General features: G+C 59.5%; 18 protein-coding genes. 7 read left to right on the forward strand and 11 right to left on the reverse strand.

Features of this window, described 5'->3' with window-relative positions:
- Positions 1 to 103: 103 nt before the first annotated feature.
- Together ACG9DO_RS11240 and ACG9DO_RS11245 are read right to left on the reverse strand one after the other, a co-directional pair.
- A complete protein-coding gene (locus tag ACG9DO_RS11240) occupies positions 104 to 1,624 on the reverse strand; it encodes a M20/M25/M40 family metallo-hydrolase (protein ID WP_394727940.1) in 1,521 nt (506 codons plus the stop codon).
- A complete protein-coding gene (locus ACG9DO_RS11245; RefSeq protein ID WP_394727942.1) occupies positions 1,609 to 2,364 on the reverse strand; it encodes a 3-hydroxybutyrate dehydrogenase in 756 nt (251 codons plus the stop codon). The genes ACG9DO_RS11240 and ACG9DO_RS11245 overlap by 16 nt, the downstream gene beginning before the upstream one ends.
- 112 nt (positions 2,365 to 2,476) lie before the next feature.
- Here ACG9DO_RS11245 and ACG9DO_RS11250 point away from each other — a divergent pair, with 112 nt between their 5' ends.
- Both ACG9DO_RS11250 and ACG9DO_RS11255 read left to right on the forward strand, forming a co-directional pair.
- Entirely contained in the window at positions 2,477 to 3,343 is an 867-nt protein-coding gene (locus ACG9DO_RS11250; protein ID WP_394727944.1) for a neutral zinc metallopeptidase, read from the forward strand.
- Positions 3,344 to 3,380: 37 nt separating this feature from the next.
- Complete coding sequence (locus tag ACG9DO_RS11255) at positions 3,381 to 3,896, forward strand: hypothetical protein (RefSeq protein ID WP_394727946.1); 516 nt, start codon at positions 3,381 to 3,383, stop codon at positions 3,894 to 3,896.
- Between the two features lie 69 nt (positions 3,897 to 3,965).
- On the opposite strand, the gene creD is transcribed toward ACG9DO_RS11255, so the two are convergent.
- The 3 genes from creD to ACG9DO_RS11270 form a co-directional block, all read right to left on the reverse strand.
- A complete protein-coding gene (creD, locus tag ACG9DO_RS11260; protein ID WP_394727948.1) occupies positions 3,966 to 5,381 on the reverse strand; it encodes a cell envelope integrity protein CreD in 1,416 nt (471 codons plus the stop codon).
- A gap of 148 nt (positions 5,382 to 5,529) precedes the next feature.
- Positions 5,530 to 7,158 (reverse strand): M56 family metallopeptidase, encoded by a 1,629-nt coding sequence (locus tag ACG9DO_RS11265; RefSeq protein ID WP_394727950.1) that lies wholly within the window; start codon positions 7,156 to 7,158, stop codon positions 5,530 to 5,532.
- Complete coding sequence (locus tag ACG9DO_RS11270) at positions 7,155 to 7,544, reverse strand: BlaI/MecI/CopY family transcriptional regulator (RefSeq protein ID WP_394727952.1); 390 nt, start codon at positions 7,542 to 7,544, stop codon at positions 7,155 to 7,157. Before ACG9DO_RS11270 ends, ACG9DO_RS11265 begins: the two co-directional genes overlap by 4 nt.
- A gap of 127 nt (positions 7,545 to 7,671) precedes the next feature.
- On the opposite strand from ACG9DO_RS11270, the gene ACG9DO_RS11275 reads away from it, so the two are divergent.
- Complete coding sequence (locus ACG9DO_RS11275; protein WP_394727954.1) at positions 7,672 to 9,063, forward strand: peptidylprolyl isomerase; 1,392 nt, start codon at positions 7,672 to 7,674, stop codon at positions 9,061 to 9,063.
- Positions 9,064 to 9,066: 3 nt separating this feature from the next.
- Here the strand turns inward: ACG9DO_RS11275 and ACG9DO_RS11280 are convergent, their stop codons facing one another.
- From ACG9DO_RS11280 to sdhC, 4 genes are all read right to left on the reverse strand, one after another.
- Positions 9,067 to 10,056 carry a C13 family peptidase gene (locus tag ACG9DO_RS11280; RefSeq protein ID WP_394727956.1) on the reverse strand — a complete coding sequence of 330 codons (990 nt, stop codon included), beginning with the start codon at positions 10,054 to 10,056 and terminating at the stop codon, positions 9,067 to 9,069.
- Between the two features lie 393 nt (positions 10,057 to 10,449).
- Positions 10,450 to 12,273 (reverse strand): succinate dehydrogenase flavoprotein subunit, encoded by a 1,824-nt coding sequence (sdhA, locus tag ACG9DO_RS11285; protein WP_394727958.1) that lies wholly within the window; start codon positions 12,271 to 12,273, stop codon positions 10,450 to 10,452.
- Positions 12,273 to 12,659, reverse strand: a complete 387-nt coding sequence (gene sdhD / locus ACG9DO_RS11290; protein ID WP_394727960.1) for a succinate dehydrogenase, hydrophobic membrane anchor protein — start codon at positions 12,657 to 12,659, stop codon at positions 12,273 to 12,275. The genes sdhA and sdhD overlap by 1 nt, the downstream gene beginning before the upstream one ends.
- 12 nt (positions 12,660 to 12,671) lie before the next feature.
- Entirely contained in the window at positions 12,672 to 13,052 is a 381-nt protein-coding gene (gene sdhC / locus ACG9DO_RS11295) for a succinate dehydrogenase, cytochrome b556 subunit (RefSeq protein ID WP_394727962.1), read from the reverse strand.
- A gap of 131 nt (positions 13,053 to 13,183) precedes the next feature.
- Here sdhC and ACG9DO_RS11300 point away from each other — a divergent pair, with 131 nt between their 5' ends.
- Genes ACG9DO_RS11300 through ACG9DO_RS11315 form a run of 4 tightly spaced genes read left to right on the forward strand, consistent with a single transcriptional unit; the run spans position 13,184 to position 16,377 of the window.
- Complete coding sequence (locus ACG9DO_RS11300; protein ID WP_394727964.1) at positions 13,184 to 13,894, forward strand: SDR family NAD(P)-dependent oxidoreductase; 711 nt, start codon at positions 13,184 to 13,186, stop codon at positions 13,892 to 13,894.
- Positions 13,884 to 14,798 (forward strand): subclass B3 metallo-beta-lactamase, encoded by a 915-nt coding sequence (gene bla, locus ACG9DO_RS11305; protein ID WP_394727966.1) that lies wholly within the window; start codon positions 13,884 to 13,886, stop codon positions 14,796 to 14,798. Before ACG9DO_RS11300 ends, bla begins: the two co-directional genes overlap by 11 nt.
- On the forward strand, positions 14,795 to 15,703 hold the full coding sequence (locus ACG9DO_RS11310) for a 50S ribosomal protein L11 methyltransferase (RefSeq protein WP_394727968.1): 909 nt from the start codon (positions 14,795 to 14,797) through the stop codon (positions 15,701 to 15,703). Before bla ends, ACG9DO_RS11310 begins: the two co-directional genes overlap by 4 nt.
- Positions 15,679 to 16,377: a DUF2459 domain-containing protein gene (locus ACG9DO_RS11315; RefSeq protein WP_394727970.1), complete on the forward strand. Its 699-nt coding sequence runs from the start codon at positions 15,679 to 15,681 to the stop codon at positions 16,375 to 16,377. The genes ACG9DO_RS11310 and ACG9DO_RS11315 overlap by 25 nt, the downstream gene beginning before the upstream one ends.
- Here ACG9DO_RS11315 and ACG9DO_RS11320 read toward each other — a convergent pair.
- Both ACG9DO_RS11320 and ACG9DO_RS11325 read right to left on the reverse strand, forming a co-directional pair.
- Complete coding sequence (locus tag ACG9DO_RS11320) at positions 16,362 to 16,865, reverse strand: CinA family protein (protein WP_394727971.1); 504 nt, start codon at positions 16,863 to 16,865, stop codon at positions 16,362 to 16,364. The genes ACG9DO_RS11315 and ACG9DO_RS11320 overlap by 16 nt on opposite strands.
- Entirely contained in the window at positions 16,862 to 17,500 is a 639-nt protein-coding gene (locus ACG9DO_RS11325; protein WP_394727972.1) for a hypothetical protein, read from the reverse strand. The genes ACG9DO_RS11320 and ACG9DO_RS11325 overlap by 4 nt, the downstream gene beginning before the upstream one ends.

A 17,500-nucleotide genomic window follows, 5' to 3' on the forward strand; every position in this document is an offset into this window, starting at 1 on the left:
CCACTTCCTGTGTCTGTTGGCACCGACTCGCAATTACCGGCGCCGAGATTCGTGGCGGCCCATGTAACGACACTGAGTGACAGGTGCTAGTGGGCAGTGTGAACTATTCTGCAGGCCCGGGATAAAGTGCGACACTGGCAAGCTCAGCGATAAGGTCCTCATGCAGCAGGAGGTCTTCGGCTGCGCCGCCAAGCGTAAGCTCGTCTGGATTGTCGCTCGCCTGATGATAACGCTCTTCAAGAAACCGCCCGAGTAGCGTTTCCTCGCCGAGGCCACTGGTCAACGCCAGAGCGGGAACCCCCGCTTCGAGAAATGCCCAGCTATCCTGACGCTGAAGAAACGAGTCCGCTGTAATCTGCGATCCCAGTTCGCGACCGCTGCGCGCGATGGCGTCGAGCACTCTGTCGTCAATGTCAGTGTATCCCTGTCCGACAAACGCCACCCGCGTGCCCCGAGGAGCGATGGCGACACTGTCAAAATTGAAAGTCATGACGATTTCGTCGAGCGGGAGAGGGGGTTCAGCCAAGAAGGCCTTTGCACCGAGCAGTCCCCATTCCTCTGCCGTTGTCGCGAGAAAATAGATATCGCGATCATAAGGGCCGCCCGCCTTCAGGCGTTTGGCCAGCTCTATCATCAATGCGAGGCCCGACGCATTATCAACCGCTCCATTGCACAGGCTATCAGCTGCCTCGATGCCACTTTGTCCGCATTGGCCAAAATGATCCCAATGCCCCATCAGCACTATCGCTCCGCTGCGCGGCTTTGTTCCGGGTAGCTTGGCAATCAGATTGTTCGACCGGATGCTGCGCGCCTGCGAATTCGCTTCGATCCGAGCAGTAATGTCAAGTTGCTGGCCAACAAAAGCCTCGTCGGCTGTGGTAACGGCCGCCAAAGCTGCAAAGAACACGTCGCCAACAATCCGGGCAAACGCCTCTTCAGTCACGTAAACGGTCAATTCGTCACGTGTTTCCTCCGCCAGACGGAAGCGTTCAGTGCTGCGCGTATCACGGATCATCGACACTATCTCGGGTCCGTCAACCAACTGCATCACTGCAGCAGCGCCCGCATCAAACGCGGCCTCTCTTTCGCGAGCGACCTTCGCGTCTGCCCCCAGCAGCACAACGACCTGTCCAACCAGCTCGTCGGGTGCGCGAACACCGACGCTTTGCCCAGCGAACAGCAGCGGCGCGTAATCAAGCAGGCTTCGCCTCAGATTGGTGGTAGCAAAAGCCTCATCAGAACGCAGCGCGATCCGCTTGCCATCCTTTACAAACTCAATCCGGTTGTCTGTCGCTGCGGTGCGAACGAGCTCCACTGGGGCAAGCCACGGATTGGCTGGATCATTCGTGCCGGACTCAAGGCCGATCGCTTCGAATTCGCTCCGCAAATAGGACAAGGTCCGTTGCTCGCCGTCAGTACCAGGCCTGCGACCACCGAACTCATCGGAAGCAAGCACCCTGATGTGAGAGGACATTGCCTGCTCGATCTCGGCAAGCTCGTTGCTGCCGGTTCGAGGCACGCTTGCGCAGCCAGCGAGCCCGAGCGCCAGCAGCGTTGCAATTCCAATCTGAATCGCGCTCCATACCACCCGAGTGGCAGGCCGAGGGCCTATTCGGCTGTCCATCCGCCGTCGATACTCCAGTTCGCACCCGTGACATTGCCCGCTTCTTGCCTGCACAGGAACACAGCGAGGGCACCGATCTCTTCCGGTTGCACGAATTTCTTGGTTGGCTGCTTCGCCAGCAGGACATCGTTGATGACTTGCTCACGGGTGAGCCCGCGCGCTTTCATCGTGTCAGGGATCTGCCCTTCGATCAAAGACGTCCAGACGTAACCCGGGCTGATACAGTTGGCAGTAACCCCCGTTTGTGCCAATTCCAGCGCAATGGTCTTGGTAAAGCCAGCTATGCCGTGCTTGCTGGCGTTATAGGCGCTCTTGAAAGGTGATGCAGTGAGCGAATGGGCGGAAGCGGTGTTGATAATGCGCCCCCAGCCCTTTTGTTTCATCGCAGGAACCGCGAGGCGCGTCGTATGAAAGGGTGCGGTCAGATTGAGACCAATGATGGCCTCCCATTTCTCGGGCGGGAAATCCTCGACCGGAGAAACAAATTGCATCCCGGCATTATTGACAAGAATATCAAGCGGCCCGGCTTCCGCCATCATCGCTTCTATTTCTGCCAGATCGAGCAGATTGGCAGCAGAGTGAACCGCATCAAGCTCTTCGCATAGTGCTGCAATTTCAGCCTCATCGCCAAAACCGTTAAGAACCACCTGCGCGCCTTCAGCATGGAGCGCCCGCGCAATCGCAAGTCCAATGCCTGAGGTCGACCCAGTCACCAGTGCTCGCTTTCCCTCGAGGCCCATGCGCTACTCCTGTAGATGAAAAGAATTGTGCAGCTTTTGCTTGCGCTTCCCATCATGTCCAGCCCAAACAGGGAATTGGCTGGAATTATCGGTTGGTAATAGGGAGATAGTAATGCGCCTCGGCAAGTATGAGACCAGCAACATCCAAGTGCGCTCAGGTGGACGCAGGGGGATGCCTGGCGGCAGAGGCGGCGGAATCGGTTGCGGCGCCATTATTATCGCTGCGATCGCATACTTCGTATTCGGCGCAGACCCGCTGCAAACTATCGGCATGATTGAAGGCGCGCAGCAGCAGGGACCGCTGCAGCAGCAGCAAGCGAGTATGTCGGAAGAGCAGGTGTGCGAAAGCGGCCCCTATTCGCGCGAGGCCTGCAACGCGCTCAATTCACTCAACAACACATGGCGTCCGGAGTTTCAGCGAGCCGGTATCGCGTTCAAGGACCCGGTGCTGACGCTCTACAGCGGTGCGGTCTCGACCGAAGGATGTGGCAGCGCAAGTTCGGCTGCGGGGCCCTTTTACTGCCCCGCCGATATGGGCATATACATCGACACCAGCTTTTACGACGAGATGGCGCGGCGCATGGGAGCAGGAGGCGACTTCGCTCGTTATTACGTCATAGCGCATGAATACGGGCATCATATTCAGAATTTGACTGGCCTCGCATCGCAGGTCCGTTCGCTCCAGGCGCGTAACCCGAGCCAAGCCAACCAGTTGCAGGTTCGGATGGAGTTGCAGGCCGACTGCTATGCCGGGGTCTGGGCAGGCAAGAACCGCAATTTGGTTGAACCTGGCGACATGCAAGAGGGTCTGACAGCCGCCAGCGCGATTGGTGATGACACGCTCATGCGGAACGCTGGACAACGGATCAATCCTGAGAATTTCACCCACGGCACTTCGCGCCAGCGCATGGAAGCGCTTCGTCTGGGATTGGAGAATGCAGATGACAGCGTTTGCGACCGCTTTTTCGATTTTCGCTAGGTCGTTTGGCCTAATCAGCGCGCTTGCGCTCGCCGGCATGCCTGTTTCACTCGCCGCGCAAGACAATGAAGATGCGAGAGTGGTTCGCGGGAAAGAGCCCGATGTCGAGGATGTCGTCATGACGCCGGTCGACGACCTGAATCTAGACCGCGACCAGATACCGGAGGTTTTGCAGACAGCGGCAAAGAATCCCTACGACTCGATGAGTGAGGCCAGCTGCAAGGAGCTGAACTACGCGATCGAAGACCTCACCGCCGTCCTTGGAGCTGATTTCGACTTGTCAAACGAGGAAACCGACCCGTTCAGCGAAGGCAGTATCGCAAAGCGTGTGGTTGGATCATTTGTTCCGTTTCGCGGGATCTTGCGAGAAGTGACCGGCGCTGCACCTGAGGAGCGTCGTCTTGAAGCTGCGATCCTGGCGGGGATGAGCCGTCGCGCTTATCTCAAGGGCCTTGGTGAGGCCAAGGGCTGTCCCTATCCCGCGCGCCCCGCGTTCGTTCAGATCAAGATAGATGGAGACGACGTGCAGGAGCTTTCAAGGGATCAGGACTAAGGTTGGCTTGAGATGGTGGGCCGAGCGCCATTTGTGTAACACAAGCGGCACTCGGCCCAGCGCAACACGTCAGGGTTGTGACAGCTCGTCTTCGTTGATTTTCGCCGAACCAGGTGTCCTAACGACCCCGGACCAATCTACCTGGCGGGTCGCGTACATCACACCTGCAAGTGCGAAGAACAGCAGCAGCGAGCCGATCATCAGCGACCATGCTTCAAGGTTGAGCAAGACATAAAGCAATGCATAAAGACCGACGAGTACGGCTCCGACTACACCTGCCCGCTGCCAGCTCCCCAGCACCGCAGCGCTGTAAGCCGTCAGCAGGCCGATGATCGCACCGCTTGCCACCAGATATGCCAAGGCAAAGCCGATCACTTCTGCAAATGCCAGCAGCATGACAAAGAACAGCACCAGTCCCGCGCCGGTCAACAAATACTCAGCTGTTGCCACTCTTGCCCCTGCGACCACGTCGAACATGAAGAAAACGAGGAAGGTGAAGCCGATAAAAAGGAAGCCATATTTCACCGCGCGATCCACTTGGCTGTAAAGGTCAACCGGTTCGATCAGACCAATGGTCGCAATCGCGCTGCCATCGTCCACCACCGTATAGCCCAGCTCGGTACCAAAGCGCGGGTCAGCAACCAGCGCAGGCTGGCTGTCTTCGCGGCTTATCGACGATTCCCCTAGCGCTAAATTGGAGATCGACCAGCTGGCTTCAAACCCATCTTCGCCAAGTGTGCGATCATCTTCGCCGGGCAGGAAGCTTCCGGTGAAGCTGGGATGCGGCCAGTCTGAACGCGCGGTCCAGTTTGTCGCTTCACCGCTCGGCACGACGCTGAACGACCGGCTGCCTCGCAGCGTATAGCTCCATTGAACCTTGATCGGTTCGGCGGACGACCAGTCATGATACGCGTGGACACCCGAGCCCTGGGTCGCGCCGGGCCCTTTGCCAGGCTTGAGCGGCAGGGGTTTGCCTGAAACTGATATGCGCGAGTCAGTTTGCAGACCTCTGGGATCTGACACACCAAGCCGCAGTTCAACCTGATCGAGCAACATCTGCGTACGCTTCACTCCGAAGCGCTCAAGATCATCAGGTAAGGCATATCGCGCCGTGCCGGCGACCTCGGCGAGATAGGTCACCGTTTCATAGATCGCGCGCCGTTTGATTTCCGGACCGAGATCGGTCTCGATATCCTGCCGATCTGCGCTGAGGTACAGGTTCTTGCGGACCTCGACCGTGCGCGTCACCGACTTGCCGTCGACCACTTCAGTCGAAACCGCCTCATCGCGATATGGGATCACAAGCACAGGTCCGGTTACGACCTGTGGTCCCGCCCAGCCCGCCGCAATCGAATCTTGCGCCACGCGCGCCTGATGCTGTCTGTCAGACACCAACGCGTAGACCATCAAGAGCGGGACGATCAGTGCCGCCCCCACCAGTGCGGCAAAGAGCAGTTTCATTCCAGGTGAGCGGTCTGAGCTCATTTCAACCTCCATCGTTTTGCGATGAAACGTTTTCTGTGAGCGATGAACTGAATTCCTGATGAACCCGCAAAGGAATCCGGCGCAGGCCCTGGAACCGCCCCCGCCGCCGGGTCTGGAACAAATTCAGAGATAAAGAGCGTGAAAGCCGCTAGCCGCGCTTGTTCCAATTCCTGATCTGCTCGTCGAGGGACCGCAGGACTTCGGCGCGGGTTTCTGCATCCATTTCGGAATCCTTCGCGATCTCGGCGCGGGCTTCCTTCAGTCCGGCGAGCGCCTCTGCCATCACCTTGCTCTTGCAGATCATTACCACGTTGGTGCCGTCCTCACGGGTCTCCTGCGCAGTAATGTCGTCGCCCTTGCACTTCATCTTCACGACGGTGCGGCCACCCTGTTCGCTTTCGAGCTCGAGCTTGACCTCTTTGAGGGCTTGCCCGGCCTTGGCGCGGGCATTCGCCGATTCAGCCAGCGCGATACGCATCTCGCGACCTGCTTCCGCGCGGGCAGCGTTGGCTTCCTTACGCGCCTCTCGCATTTCGATTTCGATCTCGCGGCGCTCCTTTCCATTGAGGCCCTCACCCCCATTCCAGACAAACACATTATCTTCGCGTTTGACCGAACCGTCATCCGCGCGAGTGATGGTGACCACACGATGGACTGTCCCTTCACCTTCGATATCCACGTCCACATCGATATCTGGCGGCGTCGGCGGCTCGGGCGGAAGCGGTGCCTCCGGATTGGCGGGCGGTGTTGGCGGTACAGGAGGAGTTGGAGGAGTGTTCACGTCATCAGCAAACATTTCCTCGACACTTTGACCTTCCGCGTAGGACACCGTTGCTGTGAGCGGCACTGCGACCAGTGCCGCAACAAGCAGTGCGCGGCCCGCTGTCTGGCGGCGCGTTGAAAGTTGGCTCATTTTCAGACTCCTCAATCTCTCGATTATGCTTTTTTCGCCCAGAATCGGGCACGCCATGGGAGCAGCGAGCGCGACATTGGGACCAGCGGCAAAACTCGCGATAACGCGGGCGTACTCGGCACGTCTGGCTTCAGGCTGGCGCTCAACCACGCGCGCATCGCAGGCGGCTTCCTGATCGCGGCGCAGCGCCTGCCACCCGAAATGGGCGAGCGGATTGAACCAGTGAAGTGCGAACAGAGGCTGCATGATCATGTTCACGAGCAAATCACGGCCTTGGTGGTGCGCGAGTTCATGCGCCACCGCCAGGTCGCGCGCCTCGCGGTCATACATCGCAAGAAACCCGGGAGGCATAGCGACTACCTTGTCGCGCGCACCAAATGCCAAGGGCGCGGTTGCCGCAGGCGTTTCGATCAGCCGCACGCGCCCTACCCGGCCCGCTTCGCGGGCATCGCGGAACATAGCATCCCGCATTCTCCAATACCCTCTAAAGCGCAGAGCAAGAAAGACTGCGGCCCCGCCGAGCCAGAGCGCGACCGTAACAGCGGTCAGCATAGCCGGATCAATCAGTAAATCTGCAGAAAGACCCTGCTGGGGCACTGTAGCCAGATAACCGCTCGCGATCGGGTCAGTCAGTGCTGGTTCGATGATCGGCACTTGCTCTCCCGATCGCGACACCTCACTGATTTCGGGGGCCAGGGAGGCCGGCATTACCACAGGGGGCAAAATCAGCCGAACGAAGGGAAGCGCCCAGAGCGAATAAGCAACCTTGGCACCAAAAAGTCTCACGACGGGACGGCGCACGACAAGCACCAGGGCGATCATGACGCCAGTCCAGAGCAAGGTGTCATAAAGCCAGTCGATCATGGCTTAAGCTCCTTCAAGAGGGACTCGATCTTGGCCAGGTCGTCTTCGGTCAATGCTTCCTGCTCAGCCAGATGCGCAAACAGACCTGCGGCGCTTCCACCGAACAGGCGATCAACCAGGCGACGCGATTCCCCGCCGACGTAGTCCGCGCGTTCGATCAGAGGGCTGTAGAGATACCGCCTACCATCCGGACGGGTCGCGATCGCACCTTTCTGAACGAGGCGGCCAAGCAGTGTCTTGACCGTCGCCAGGCTCCATCCTCGGTCAAACGCGATCGCGTTGCTCACATCGAAAGCCGTCGCAGGGGATTTCTGCCACAAGACCTCCATGACCGCGTATTCGGCCTCGCTGATACGCTCTGGTGCGGGATTGTCTGAAGTGGTCAATCGTCCCTCCTCAATGCGCTTTCGATTACGCCTGTAGTCAATGCGATTACGAATGTAAACATTATTCGCGAATGAATGATAGGCAAACACACTTGCTTCTCTGCCAACGACATTTCACGATGGACGAATGACCTGGAAGACAATCCTGCCACTGCTCCTCAACTTCTCGTTAGGCGCTACAGCGCTGGCACAAGACGCCCCATTCATGCCGTTCACAGAGCAGGTTCCGCTCAATCCCTCCGATGGCGATCAAACCCAGATCGGCGAACTGATCTATCGCGGCGGAGTGATGATCGAGCCGGGTGAGGAAGGCATCGGTGGTATGACCGGCCTTTCTTTCGCGGATGGCCAGCTATTTGCGGTAACAACCACGGGTCAATGGCTGATCCTTACGCCAACCTATTTTCGCGATCAGATCACCGACGTGATAGAAATCGAAATGGGCTCGCTGCGCGATCCCCGTGGCAAGAAGCTGGAAGGCAAGGCAGAAGGCCGCGCCTCATCGATTTCGCGCACTGCCAGCGGCGAATGGCTGGTCAGTTTTGAAGGCGAGCAACCTCCGTTGCTCTATGCCTCCCTAAATGCGGACCCGCAGATCGCCAGCTTCGGCCTGACCGCCCAGGTTCCCGCGCCACCTGCCCCTGCTCCGCTGGATGAAGTGGGCGGAGCGGCGACGGGAACGGATTGCGCCAGCAATGGTGTGTGTTACATCCTTTACCGCAGCAACAGCAGAGAGAATGCAGCTGTCGCAATTCTCGCGATCGACCCCGAAGGCAAAAGCGAGGTTCTTGCTAGCTGGGCCCCTCCGCTGACCATCGACAAGTTTGAAGGGCTTGCGGTGCAAGAGGAAGGCGGAAAGACGTTCCTCTACATAGTCTCCGACAACAACTTCAGTGAAACTCAGCGAAACCTGCTTATGAAATTCGAGGTGAGCCAGCGGGCGGCGACCACACCGGGTGTCCCCCCGAAGGTATATGAGACCGTCAATGTCGTCATCGAGACGACCCTGGGCGAAATCATCGTCGCACTGGAAACCGAGCGGGCCCCGATAACTGCCGCCAACTTCCTGCGCTACATCGACGAAGGCAGATTCAAGGACACCCGCTGCTACCGCGCGATGCAGGTCGAGGGTCGGGAAATTCCAAGCGGTTTCGTGCAATGCGGTACTCAAAACCGACCGGATCGGATTCTGGCACCGATTGCGCACGAGCCGACCAGCGAAACAGGGTTAAGCCACCTCGATGGTGCGCTTTCGATGGCCCGGTTCGAGCCCGGAACGGCGACTGGCGATTTTTCAATCATGATCCAGGACCAGCGCGGGCTGGACGCTGATCCGAGCAATCTTGATCCGGGCCGCCATGCCGGTTTTGCAGTGTTCGGTTATGTCGTCGATGGCATGGACACCGTGATCGACATCCAGGCGCAGCCGGTAGATCCCGACAAGGGCGAAGGCTTCCTCAAGGGACAGATGCTGGCCGAGCCGGTGCGCATTCTCAATATACGGCGCGCGCAATCCTGAATGCTATGGATCAAATGAAGGACGCCCGACTGGCCGTGTCGCCTGCGACGGTATGCTTGCTTCAAGCTGCGGGAGCCATTGTGAAGTATTCAGCCCGATCGATGTCTGCGGCTGAGAAGGTGTAACATTGGCCGCACTTTCCCATTCCCCGATTGCTGTTCGCGCCTCTTGCGCGGCGGCTTCGAGACCTTGCGGTTTGCGCAGCGCGTTGTTGATCAGGGCATCCCCAAAGAAGGTCCAGTCATTTTCCGCCAGGCACCCGAAACTGGTCCTGTCTGCGCGTGCCGCAGTGAGCACCGCACTGTCAGGTGACGCAATAAACGGAACAAACACACCCGAATAACAGGCAGACAGGATGAGAATACGCCGTCTGATGCCGAGATCACGCAAAGTATCGCGCAGACGGTGAGGCGACAGGATGCCATAGCCAGTGTCGCCATAATGATAGGCCAGTCCCTGCGGCAGGCCGTGGCTGGTGGTGTAGAGTACCAGCACGTCCTCGGTATGATCCATCTTCTCGGCGACGCTGGCGAGAGCCACCATCAAGCTGGTGATAGACCCTTTGGGCAGCCCCGTACTGCGGCCATCAGGTCCGGCGAGCACTATGGTACGATCTTGTGCGTTATAGCGCCTGCCCAAGACACGTCCCGCCTCCCGCGCCTCCCGCGCGAAAACGGGGTCGCTGTCGAGCGCGATACTCACAACATAAGCATCCACCGTTCCCGGACGCTGCGGCGCGAGCATGTCAAGCGCTTCGTCAAGGCGCCGACTTTCGCGCAACATATCCTTGGGCGAGATGCCGCGCTGCATCTCCGGCCCCATGGAAAGGCTGCGCACGCGGTCACCTTGAGTGTTGCCAGTCCCCAGCATCGGCCAGGGCTGGGTATGCGGCGGCGGTTGAACAGGTTCAGGCGGGTCTTGCGCGGAGGACTGTGCGGCTAGCGCGAAGCCCAGGCACACGGTCAATGCAAAGAGTTTGCGAAGCCCCTTCATTGGAAAGGAGATTGGCCGGGGTACTGGGTATCGTCAAGCATCGCAATTTGCAGGCTTGCGCGGTCAATCGCTACACACGCGTCAAGTCTATGTACCCGTTCTGCCGAAAAACAACGTCGAACAAGGCCGAAAGGGGGTTTCCCCCGGCACCGCATTCGAGTTCGCTGTCTTCGTCCCCATTCACGATCATGAGAGGAGAAGAACACCAGTCAATCTTGAGACGCACTGCGTGCCCATCTCCGGACGCGAGGGGAAAGCAATTTTGCTCGCCGCGAGCTATCTTGCCGACATCCTTGCCGTCAATTTCAATCACATATCTGCGCATCCGGTCACGCCATGCTGACTTGCGCCGCGTGATCGTGACCGAGCCCATTCGTAAAACCAATACCGGACCTAGTACACTCGCGCTTTCGGCTTGATATACTCGGCATCATCGGTGAGCGTGTATTCGTGGACCGGACGGTAGTCGATCTTCACGTTGCCACCATTGCCGCCCCAGCCTTCGAACCATGCGATCGTGTGCTTCATCCAGTTCGCATCGTCACGATCGGGGAAGTCCTCATGCGCATGCGCGCCGCGGCTTTCCTTGCGGTTCTCTGCGCTCGCCATGGTGACGCAGGCCTGCGCCATGAGGTTGTCGAGTTCGAGCGTTTCGATGAGGTCGCTGTTCCAGATCAGCGAGCGGTCAGTGACCTTGATATCTTCCATCCGCTTGTTGGTGTCAGTGAGCAACTTGACGCCCTCTGCCATCAACTCGCTGTCGCGGAACACAGCCGCATGCTTCTGCATGGTCTGCTGCATTTCCTTGCGGACATCAGCTGTCGGCGAACCACCATCCGCGTGGCGGAAATGATCGAGCCGGCCAAGCGCCATCTCCGCGCTGTCGGCGGCAAGCTCGGGCTGGCTCGCACCTGGCTTCAGGTTCTCTTTCAGGTGCAGGCCGGTTGCACGGCCGAACACCACGAGGTCGATTAGCGAGTTCGAGCCGAGGCGGTTCGCGCCATGGACCGAAACGCAGGCAGCCTCGCCCACCGCATAGAGACCGGGTACGACATGGTCCGGGTTGCCGTCGGGACCAAGCGTCACAACTTGTCCGTGATAGTTACAGGGAATGCCACCCATGTTGTAGTGAACCGTAGGTGTCACCGGCAGCGGTTCGCGCGTCAGGTCGACACCGGCGAAGATCTTTCCGCTTTCAGTAATGCCCGGAAGCCGCTCTGCCAGCACCTTGGGATCGATGTGATCGAGGTGCAGGTAGATATGATCGCCATTCGCGCCAACGCCGCGCCCTTCGCGCATTTCCAGAGCCATAGAGCGGGAGACGACATCGCGGGACGCCAGGTCCTTCGCGGACGGCGCATAGCGCTCCATAAAACGCTCGCCTTCCGAATTGGTGAGATATCCGCCCTCGCCGCGCGCACCCTCGGTGATGAGTACGCCTGCACCGTAGATCCCGGTCGGGTGGAACTGCACAAACTCCATGTCCTGCAAAGGCAAGCCTGCGCGCAGCACCATGCCGCCGCCATCGCCGGTACAGGTGTGCGCAGAAGTCGCCGTGAAGTAGCAGCGGCCATAGCCGCCTGTGGCCAACACGACAGACTGAGCGCGGAAGCGGTGGATCGTACCATCATCGAGGCACAGCGCGATCACGCCGACGCACTTCTTGTCGCCGCCTTCGCCGCTCATGATCAGATCAAGTGCGAAATATTCGATAAAGAAGTCCGCATCGTACTTCAGGCTCTGCTGGTAGAGCGCGTGGAGCATGGCGTGACCGGTGCGGTCAGCCGCAGCACAGGTCCGCTGCACCGGGGGGCCTTCGCCCATATTTTGCATATGGCCGCCGAAAGGACGCTGATAGATGGTCCCGTCCTGGTTGCGCGAGAACGGAACACCCGCATGCTCAAGCTCATACACCGCCTGCGGTGCTTCGCGTGCGAGGTATTCAATCGCGTCCTGGTCACCGAGCCAGTCAGCACCCTTCACGGTGTCATACATGTGCCAGGACCAGTGGTCGGGCGAATTGTTGCCGAGGCTGGCTGCGATGCCGCCTTGCGCCGCAACCGTGTGGGAGCGGGTCGGGAAAACCTTGGAGATGTTTGCGGTCCGCAGGCCTGCTTCAGCTGCGCCCATGGTCGCACGAAGGCCAGAGCCGCCCGCACCGACGACCACGACATCATAGGTGTGGTCGATGATCTTATAGGCTGAAGTGTCGACCATTACGCGGCTCCTCCAAGAGCAAGGCGGACCACGCTGATGATCGCGAACGCTCCGCCGCCAATAACCGCGAGGTTGAGAGCGGTAATAAGGCCGAACTTTGTGCCAGCTTCATGGACATAATCTTCGATCAGGACCTGCAAGCCCAGGCGGGCATGCCAGAATGTGCTGATGACCAGCAGGATCATGGCGACCGACGGGATCGGCCCAGCAAGCCATTTCGCGACAGTCGAGTAGGAAAGGTCAGGCAGCAAAACTATGCTTGCGACCAGCCACAGCATCAACACAAGATTGCCCACTGCAGTGAAGCGTTGCACCAGCCAGTGATGCGCGCCTTCATGCGCTGAGCCCAGCCCGCGCACCTTCCCGATGGAGGTTCCGTTACCCATTGTTCGTATCTCTTACTTGTTCAGGATCAGGGCCCAGAAGCCCGCCGTGAGAGCAACTGCCATGATCGGCGATGCGATTGACCACGCCCGGTTTGTGTCGAGCTCGTAGCCTGCACCGATATCAAGCACAAAGTGCCGCAAGCCGCTCATCAAATGCGTGAAGAAAGCCCAGCTGAGGCCCACCAGCACAACATATCCGACCGGCGACGTGATCAGACCCGCAAAGGTCGCATAATATTCAGGACCACTGGCAATCGCGCCAAGCCACCAGACCAGGACGAAAAGGCCGACCAGGGCCATCCCATCGCCCGTGACGCGGTGCAGGATGGACACCAGCATATGCGGTCCCCATTTCCAGATCTGCAAGTGTGGTGAAAGCGGTCTGTTACCCATTGTCTATCCCGAAATATCTTGCGCCACTCCCTCGGCGCTCGCACTCCCTTAACGAATGTGCCGCGTGAAACAAGCGGGCAAGTGCTCGCAATCACTCGACTCCACCTGCAAAGTTTTGGATAGGTGTTCGCATGAGTGCAATCTTGCTTACTGGATCGAGCCGGGGAATTGGCGCTGCGGCGCATAAATTGCTGAGTGAACGCGGCGCGAAAGTCATCGGCCATGCCAGCAGCTCAGGACGCGGTGATGCGATAGGGGCTGACTTTACTCAGCCCTCAGCCCCGCAATTGCTTTGGGAAGAAGCGCTAGCTCAAGCTGGCGGGCAGATCGACGTCCTGATCAACAATGCCGGACTGTTCGAAGCAAATCCGCTCCATGGATCTGACATCGACTGGATCGACCGCTGGGAAGACACCTTGCGGATCAATTTGACCGCTGCAGCACAGTTGACGCGGTTTGCGGTCAAGCATTGGCTCGATACCGGGCGCGCGGGCCGAATTGTGCATGTCGCGAGCCGCGCGGCCTATCGCGGGGATAGTCCCGATCACTGGCATTATGCCGCCGCGAAGGGCGGAATGATCGCGATGCACAAGACGATTGCGCGCGCCTATGCAGGCAAGGGTATCCTTAGCTTCGCTGTGACACCCGGCTTTACCGATACAGCCATGGCGGGCGATTATCTGGCCTCCCGCGGCGGCGAGGACTTGCTGCGTGACATTCCGCTCGGACGCGTGGCGCAGCCGCACGAGATCGCACAGATTATCGCGTTCTGCGCACTGGAAGCCCCCGCCAGCATGACCGGGGCAGTTATCGACGCCAATGGAGCAAGCTTTGTTCGGTAAAACCCTGTTGCCCGCCGCTTCGTCACTCTTGCTCGCAGGATGCGTAGCCGTTGCCGCCGAAGCTGGCGAGCCCGGCAAACCGGGCCTTCCCGCCGATCAGCATGCTTTCCTCGATACATGCGAAGACTGGGACGACTGGGACAAGCCCGCCCCGCCCTTCAAGCTCTACGGCAACACCTACTATGTCGGCACATGCGGGATCGCTTCGATCCTCATCACCGACGATGAAGGGCACGTGCTGCTTGATAGCGGGACGCAAGGCGGCGCCCGTGTCGTCGAGAAGAACATTGCAACACTGGGCTTCAAGGCGAGTGACATAGTCCTGCTCGGCTATAGCCATGAGCATTTCGACCATGTCGGAGGAATGGCCTACATTCAGGAGCTGACCGGTGCATTGCTGGTCTCGCTTGAGCGTGGCGCCGAAACGATGCGGAGCGGCAAGTCAGATCCCGACGATCCACAGCATGGAATGCATGAACCCTTCGCGCCTGTCAGCGTTGATTTCATCCTCGAGGACGGTGATGCGATGGGTGTTGGGACCACCAACCTCCAGTCATTTGCGACACCCGGTCACACGCCGGGCGGGACAACTTGGCTCTGGGAAAGCTGTTATGGAACCGAGTGCAAAACAATTGCCTTTGCTGACAGCCTCTCCCCGGTAAGCGCGGACGATTATCGCTTCTCCGATCATCCAGAGTATCTTGCGGAATATCGAGCAGGCCTCGATCGCCTCGCGCAGCTTGATTGCGACATACTTCTCGCGCCGCATCCTTCGCATGCGCGGCTCTTCACGCATCTGGAGGAGCGAACCCTCCTGACGATGGAAGCGCCCTGCGCCACTTATGCAGCTCAGAAGCATGCGGATCTGGACAGACGGCTTGCGAAAGAAGTTGAGGGGGAGTGACCAGCTGGAAGCTCATTGCCTTTGCGCCAAAGCCGGTCGTTCAGGCCGCGCTCCTCGCGCATGAAATGGCAGAGGAGCTGGGGCAGTGGGACGCCGGCATCGTCCTTGCGGGCCGAGAAGTAGCAGAGGACAGGCCGCAGGACTGGGTCCTCGAAGCGTGGATGGAGCGGCGGCCCGGCACGCCTGAGCGCAAGGCGGTCAAGGCGCTGTTCGAAGGCGTGCCGCCCGCGATCAAAGCCGAGCAACTCCCGGACGAAGACTGGCTCACCCTCAGTCAGCATGGGGCCGAGCCGATCTTTGCCGGCCGGTTTCATGTCCGCACGCCGGAGTATGCCCCGCGCAGTGACCTCACCGATCTGGTTATCCCGGCCAGCCAGGCGTTTGGCACTGGTCAGCATGCGACCACCGCCGGATGTCTCGAAATGCTCGATGCAATGAAGCGCAGCGGGGTCGCCGCGCGCAATATCGCAGACATTGGTACGGGCACCGGCCTGCTCGCCTTTGCGGCACGCGAGCTATGGCCGAATGCGCTACAGACAGCGTCAGATATCGACGAAGTATGCGCAGATGTGGTGGCCGAGAATGCGGCGATGAATAACGTTCCAATAGGCGCAGGACGCGGCGAAGTGACAATGATCATCGCGCCCGGCACTGACCACCCGCTTATAGAAGCACGCGGGCCGTATGATCTGCTAATCGCCAACATTCTTGCAGGGCCGCTGGTCGAGCTTGCGCCAGACTTTGAACGAGCTGTCACCCCCGGCGGGAACCTACTCCTCGCGGGCCTGCTGGAGACGCAGGAACCGCGCATTCGCCGCGCCTACCGCACGCAGGGGTTCCGGCTTGCGGCCCGGCTCGTCAATGGCGACTGGTCGATTCTGTGGCTGCGCAAACGCCGGTCATGATATTGGCTAAACGGCTGATCCTGTGGCCGTTCGCAGCGCTGCTCGCTGCCCTTGTACTATTCCTGCTGACCGCATGGATTGGATCGTCAATCCCACGCAATGCCGATTGGGTAGAGCCGCAGGACGGTATCGAGATCATGGTCGAAACCAACGGCGTTCACACCGCTCTCGTTCTGCCGCTCGTGAACGTGCACAAGGATTGGAGCACAGTCTTTCCGGCGCGCGATCTGCGCGAGCCCATGCAACCCTACACTCATGTCTCGATCAGCTGGGGCGAAAAGGAAGTTTTCCTGAACACCGAAACCTGGGCCGACCTGAAGCCGTCGGTGGCCATAGGCGCAATCTATGACGGTGAGCCGCTCCTCCACATCGCGCATTACATTCGCCCGCAACCCTCCGCGAACCATCGTCCGCTGACCATGACCGAAGAGGAATACCGCAAGCTTGTTGCGGCAATCGAGCCATACGTTCTCCCGCCAGAGAGCCGCGAGATCTATCCCGGCTATTCCTGGTTTGACGTGTTCTACGACGCGTCCGGCAATTACTCGGCGCGCCGTACCTGCAACCAATGGACCAGCGATATGCTTGCCAAGGCAGGCATCAGAACCGGGTGGTGGACACCGTTGGAAGGCGGCGTGATGAAGTGGGTCGAGCCCCTTCAGGATTCAGACTGAAGCGCCTCTTCAAGCGCATTCAACGCCGCCCGAGCAAACGCCTCCATATTGGCAATGCGATCCTCGCTGCCAGTTTGCGTCAACCGGGTGTGCTCGAAACCACTGGGGCCAACCACCGCTGCAACGCTTTGACCGGCGGGCGCGCCACTAGGGTGGGCTGAGCCGCCCGCTGAGCCGCTTTCTGCAAGTCCCCAATCAGCGTGCAAATTGTCACGGATCGCCCGCGCTTGCAGCAGCGCATATTCCTCCGAAGCGCCGCGCATACCCTTGTAAGCCTCACGCGGCAGGCCGAACAGCACATCGCGCGCCCGGAAAGAGTAGACCACCCCTCCCCCGACGAAGAAATCGAGCGCGCCCGGCACTGTCAGGAGGCTCGCTGCGATGAGGCCGCCCGTCGCACCATCCGCAACAGCGATCTTCTCTCCCCGCGAGCGGAGAAGTTCGGCGATGCGAAGCGCTTGCGGGTGGAGGTCGACAAGAACCTTCACGTTTTTTTCAAGGCGACGAATGCGCCAAACGCGGCAGTCGACACGAAACCCACAAGTCCAAACGGACCGACCATCTGCAAACTGACAGGAAACCCAGCATGGAGCGCGAGGAATCCAAGCGCTGCAAGACTATTCGCGATCACCCCTATCCAAAGCACCCAGCCCGGAGCCGCACGTTCGGACGCCTTTGCCTCCAGAAACAATGCCAAACCAAGTCCCGCGCTGGCCAAAAAGTTGCCCGCGTAGAACAGTTCAGTCGCCACCGCATTGACGATTTTGTCGCCTGCAAGGCTATCTGCCTCGAAGGCGGCTGCATATCCGCCGATCATCAGCGGATACATGGCCAGCACACTCGCAACCCCGATGGCTGTTAGCGCCCAGCCCGCCCGCGCCGTGCCGACTAGCCGGGAGAGAGCGCCCGCGCCTACTAGAGCCATTGCAATGACTTCGAAATGCCATCCCCGCACGAGCGTCGGGAGATTTGCCTCGAAGTAGGCGAGGTTCTCGGTCCTGTTGCCAGTCGGAGGGGCGGCGCTCGTCACCATCACATATTCGACGATGATGAAAGGCATTGATGCCGCACCCAGAAGCAGAAACAGCCCCCCAAGCCGCGTCGAATCCGAGAAAACCTTCAT

The sequence above is a fragment of the Altererythrobacter sp. GH1-8 genome (assembly GCF_043702085.1).
Lineage (GTDB): Bacteria > Pseudomonadota > Alphaproteobacteria > Sphingomonadales > Sphingomonadaceae > Erythrobacter.

Bases quoted from the DNA above. Each gene is read 5' to 3' on its own strand.
- ACG9DO_RS11280 (WP_394727956.1), bottom strand. From the start codon at position 10,056: ATGAAGGGGCTTCGCAAACTCTTTGCATTGACCGTGTGCCTGGGCTTC.
- sdhC (WP_394727962.1), bottom strand. From the start codon at position 13,052: ATGGGTAACAGACCGCTTTCACCACACTTGCAGATCTGGAAATGGGGA.
- ACG9DO_RS11325 (WP_394727972.1), bottom strand. From the start codon at position 17,500: ATGAAGGTTTTCTCGGATTCGACGCGGCTTGGGGGGCTGTTTCTGCTT.
- ACG9DO_RS11240 (WP_394727940.1), bottom strand. From the start codon at position 1,624: ATGGACAGCCGAATAGGCCCTCGGCCTGCCACTCGGGTGGTATGGAGC.
- sdhA (WP_394727958.1), bottom strand. From the start codon at position 12,273: ATGGTCGACACTTCAGCCTATAAGATCATCGACCACACCTATGATGTC.
- ACG9DO_RS11245 (WP_394727942.1), bottom strand. From the start codon at position 2,364: ATGGGCCTCGAGGGAAAGCGAGCACTGGTGACTGGGTCGACCTCAGGC.
- ACG9DO_RS11250 (WP_394727944.1), top strand. From the start codon at position 2,477: ATGCGCCTCGGCAAGTATGAGACCAGCAACATCCAAGTGCGCTCAGGT.
- ACG9DO_RS11300 (WP_394727964.1), top strand. From the start codon at position 13,184: ATGAGTGCAATCTTGCTTACTGGATCGAGCCGGGGAATTGGCGCTGCG.
- ACG9DO_RS11255 (WP_394727946.1), top strand. From the start codon at position 3,381: ATGCCTGTTTCACTCGCCGCGCAAGACAATGAAGATGCGAGAGTGGTT.
- ACG9DO_RS11275 (WP_394727954.1), top strand. From the start codon at position 7,672: ATGACCTGGAAGACAATCCTGCCACTGCTCCTCAACTTCTCGTTAGGC.
- creD (WP_394727948.1), bottom strand. From the start codon at position 5,381: ATGAGCTCAGACCGCTCACCTGGAATGAAACTGCTCTTTGCCGCACTG.
- ACG9DO_RS11265 (WP_394727950.1), bottom strand. From the start codon at position 7,158: ATGATCGACTGGCTTTATGACACCTTGCTCTGGACTGGCGTCATGATC.
- sdhD (WP_394727960.1), bottom strand. From the start codon at position 12,659: ATGGGTAACGGAACCTCCATCGGGAAGGTGCGCGGGCTGGGCTCAGCG.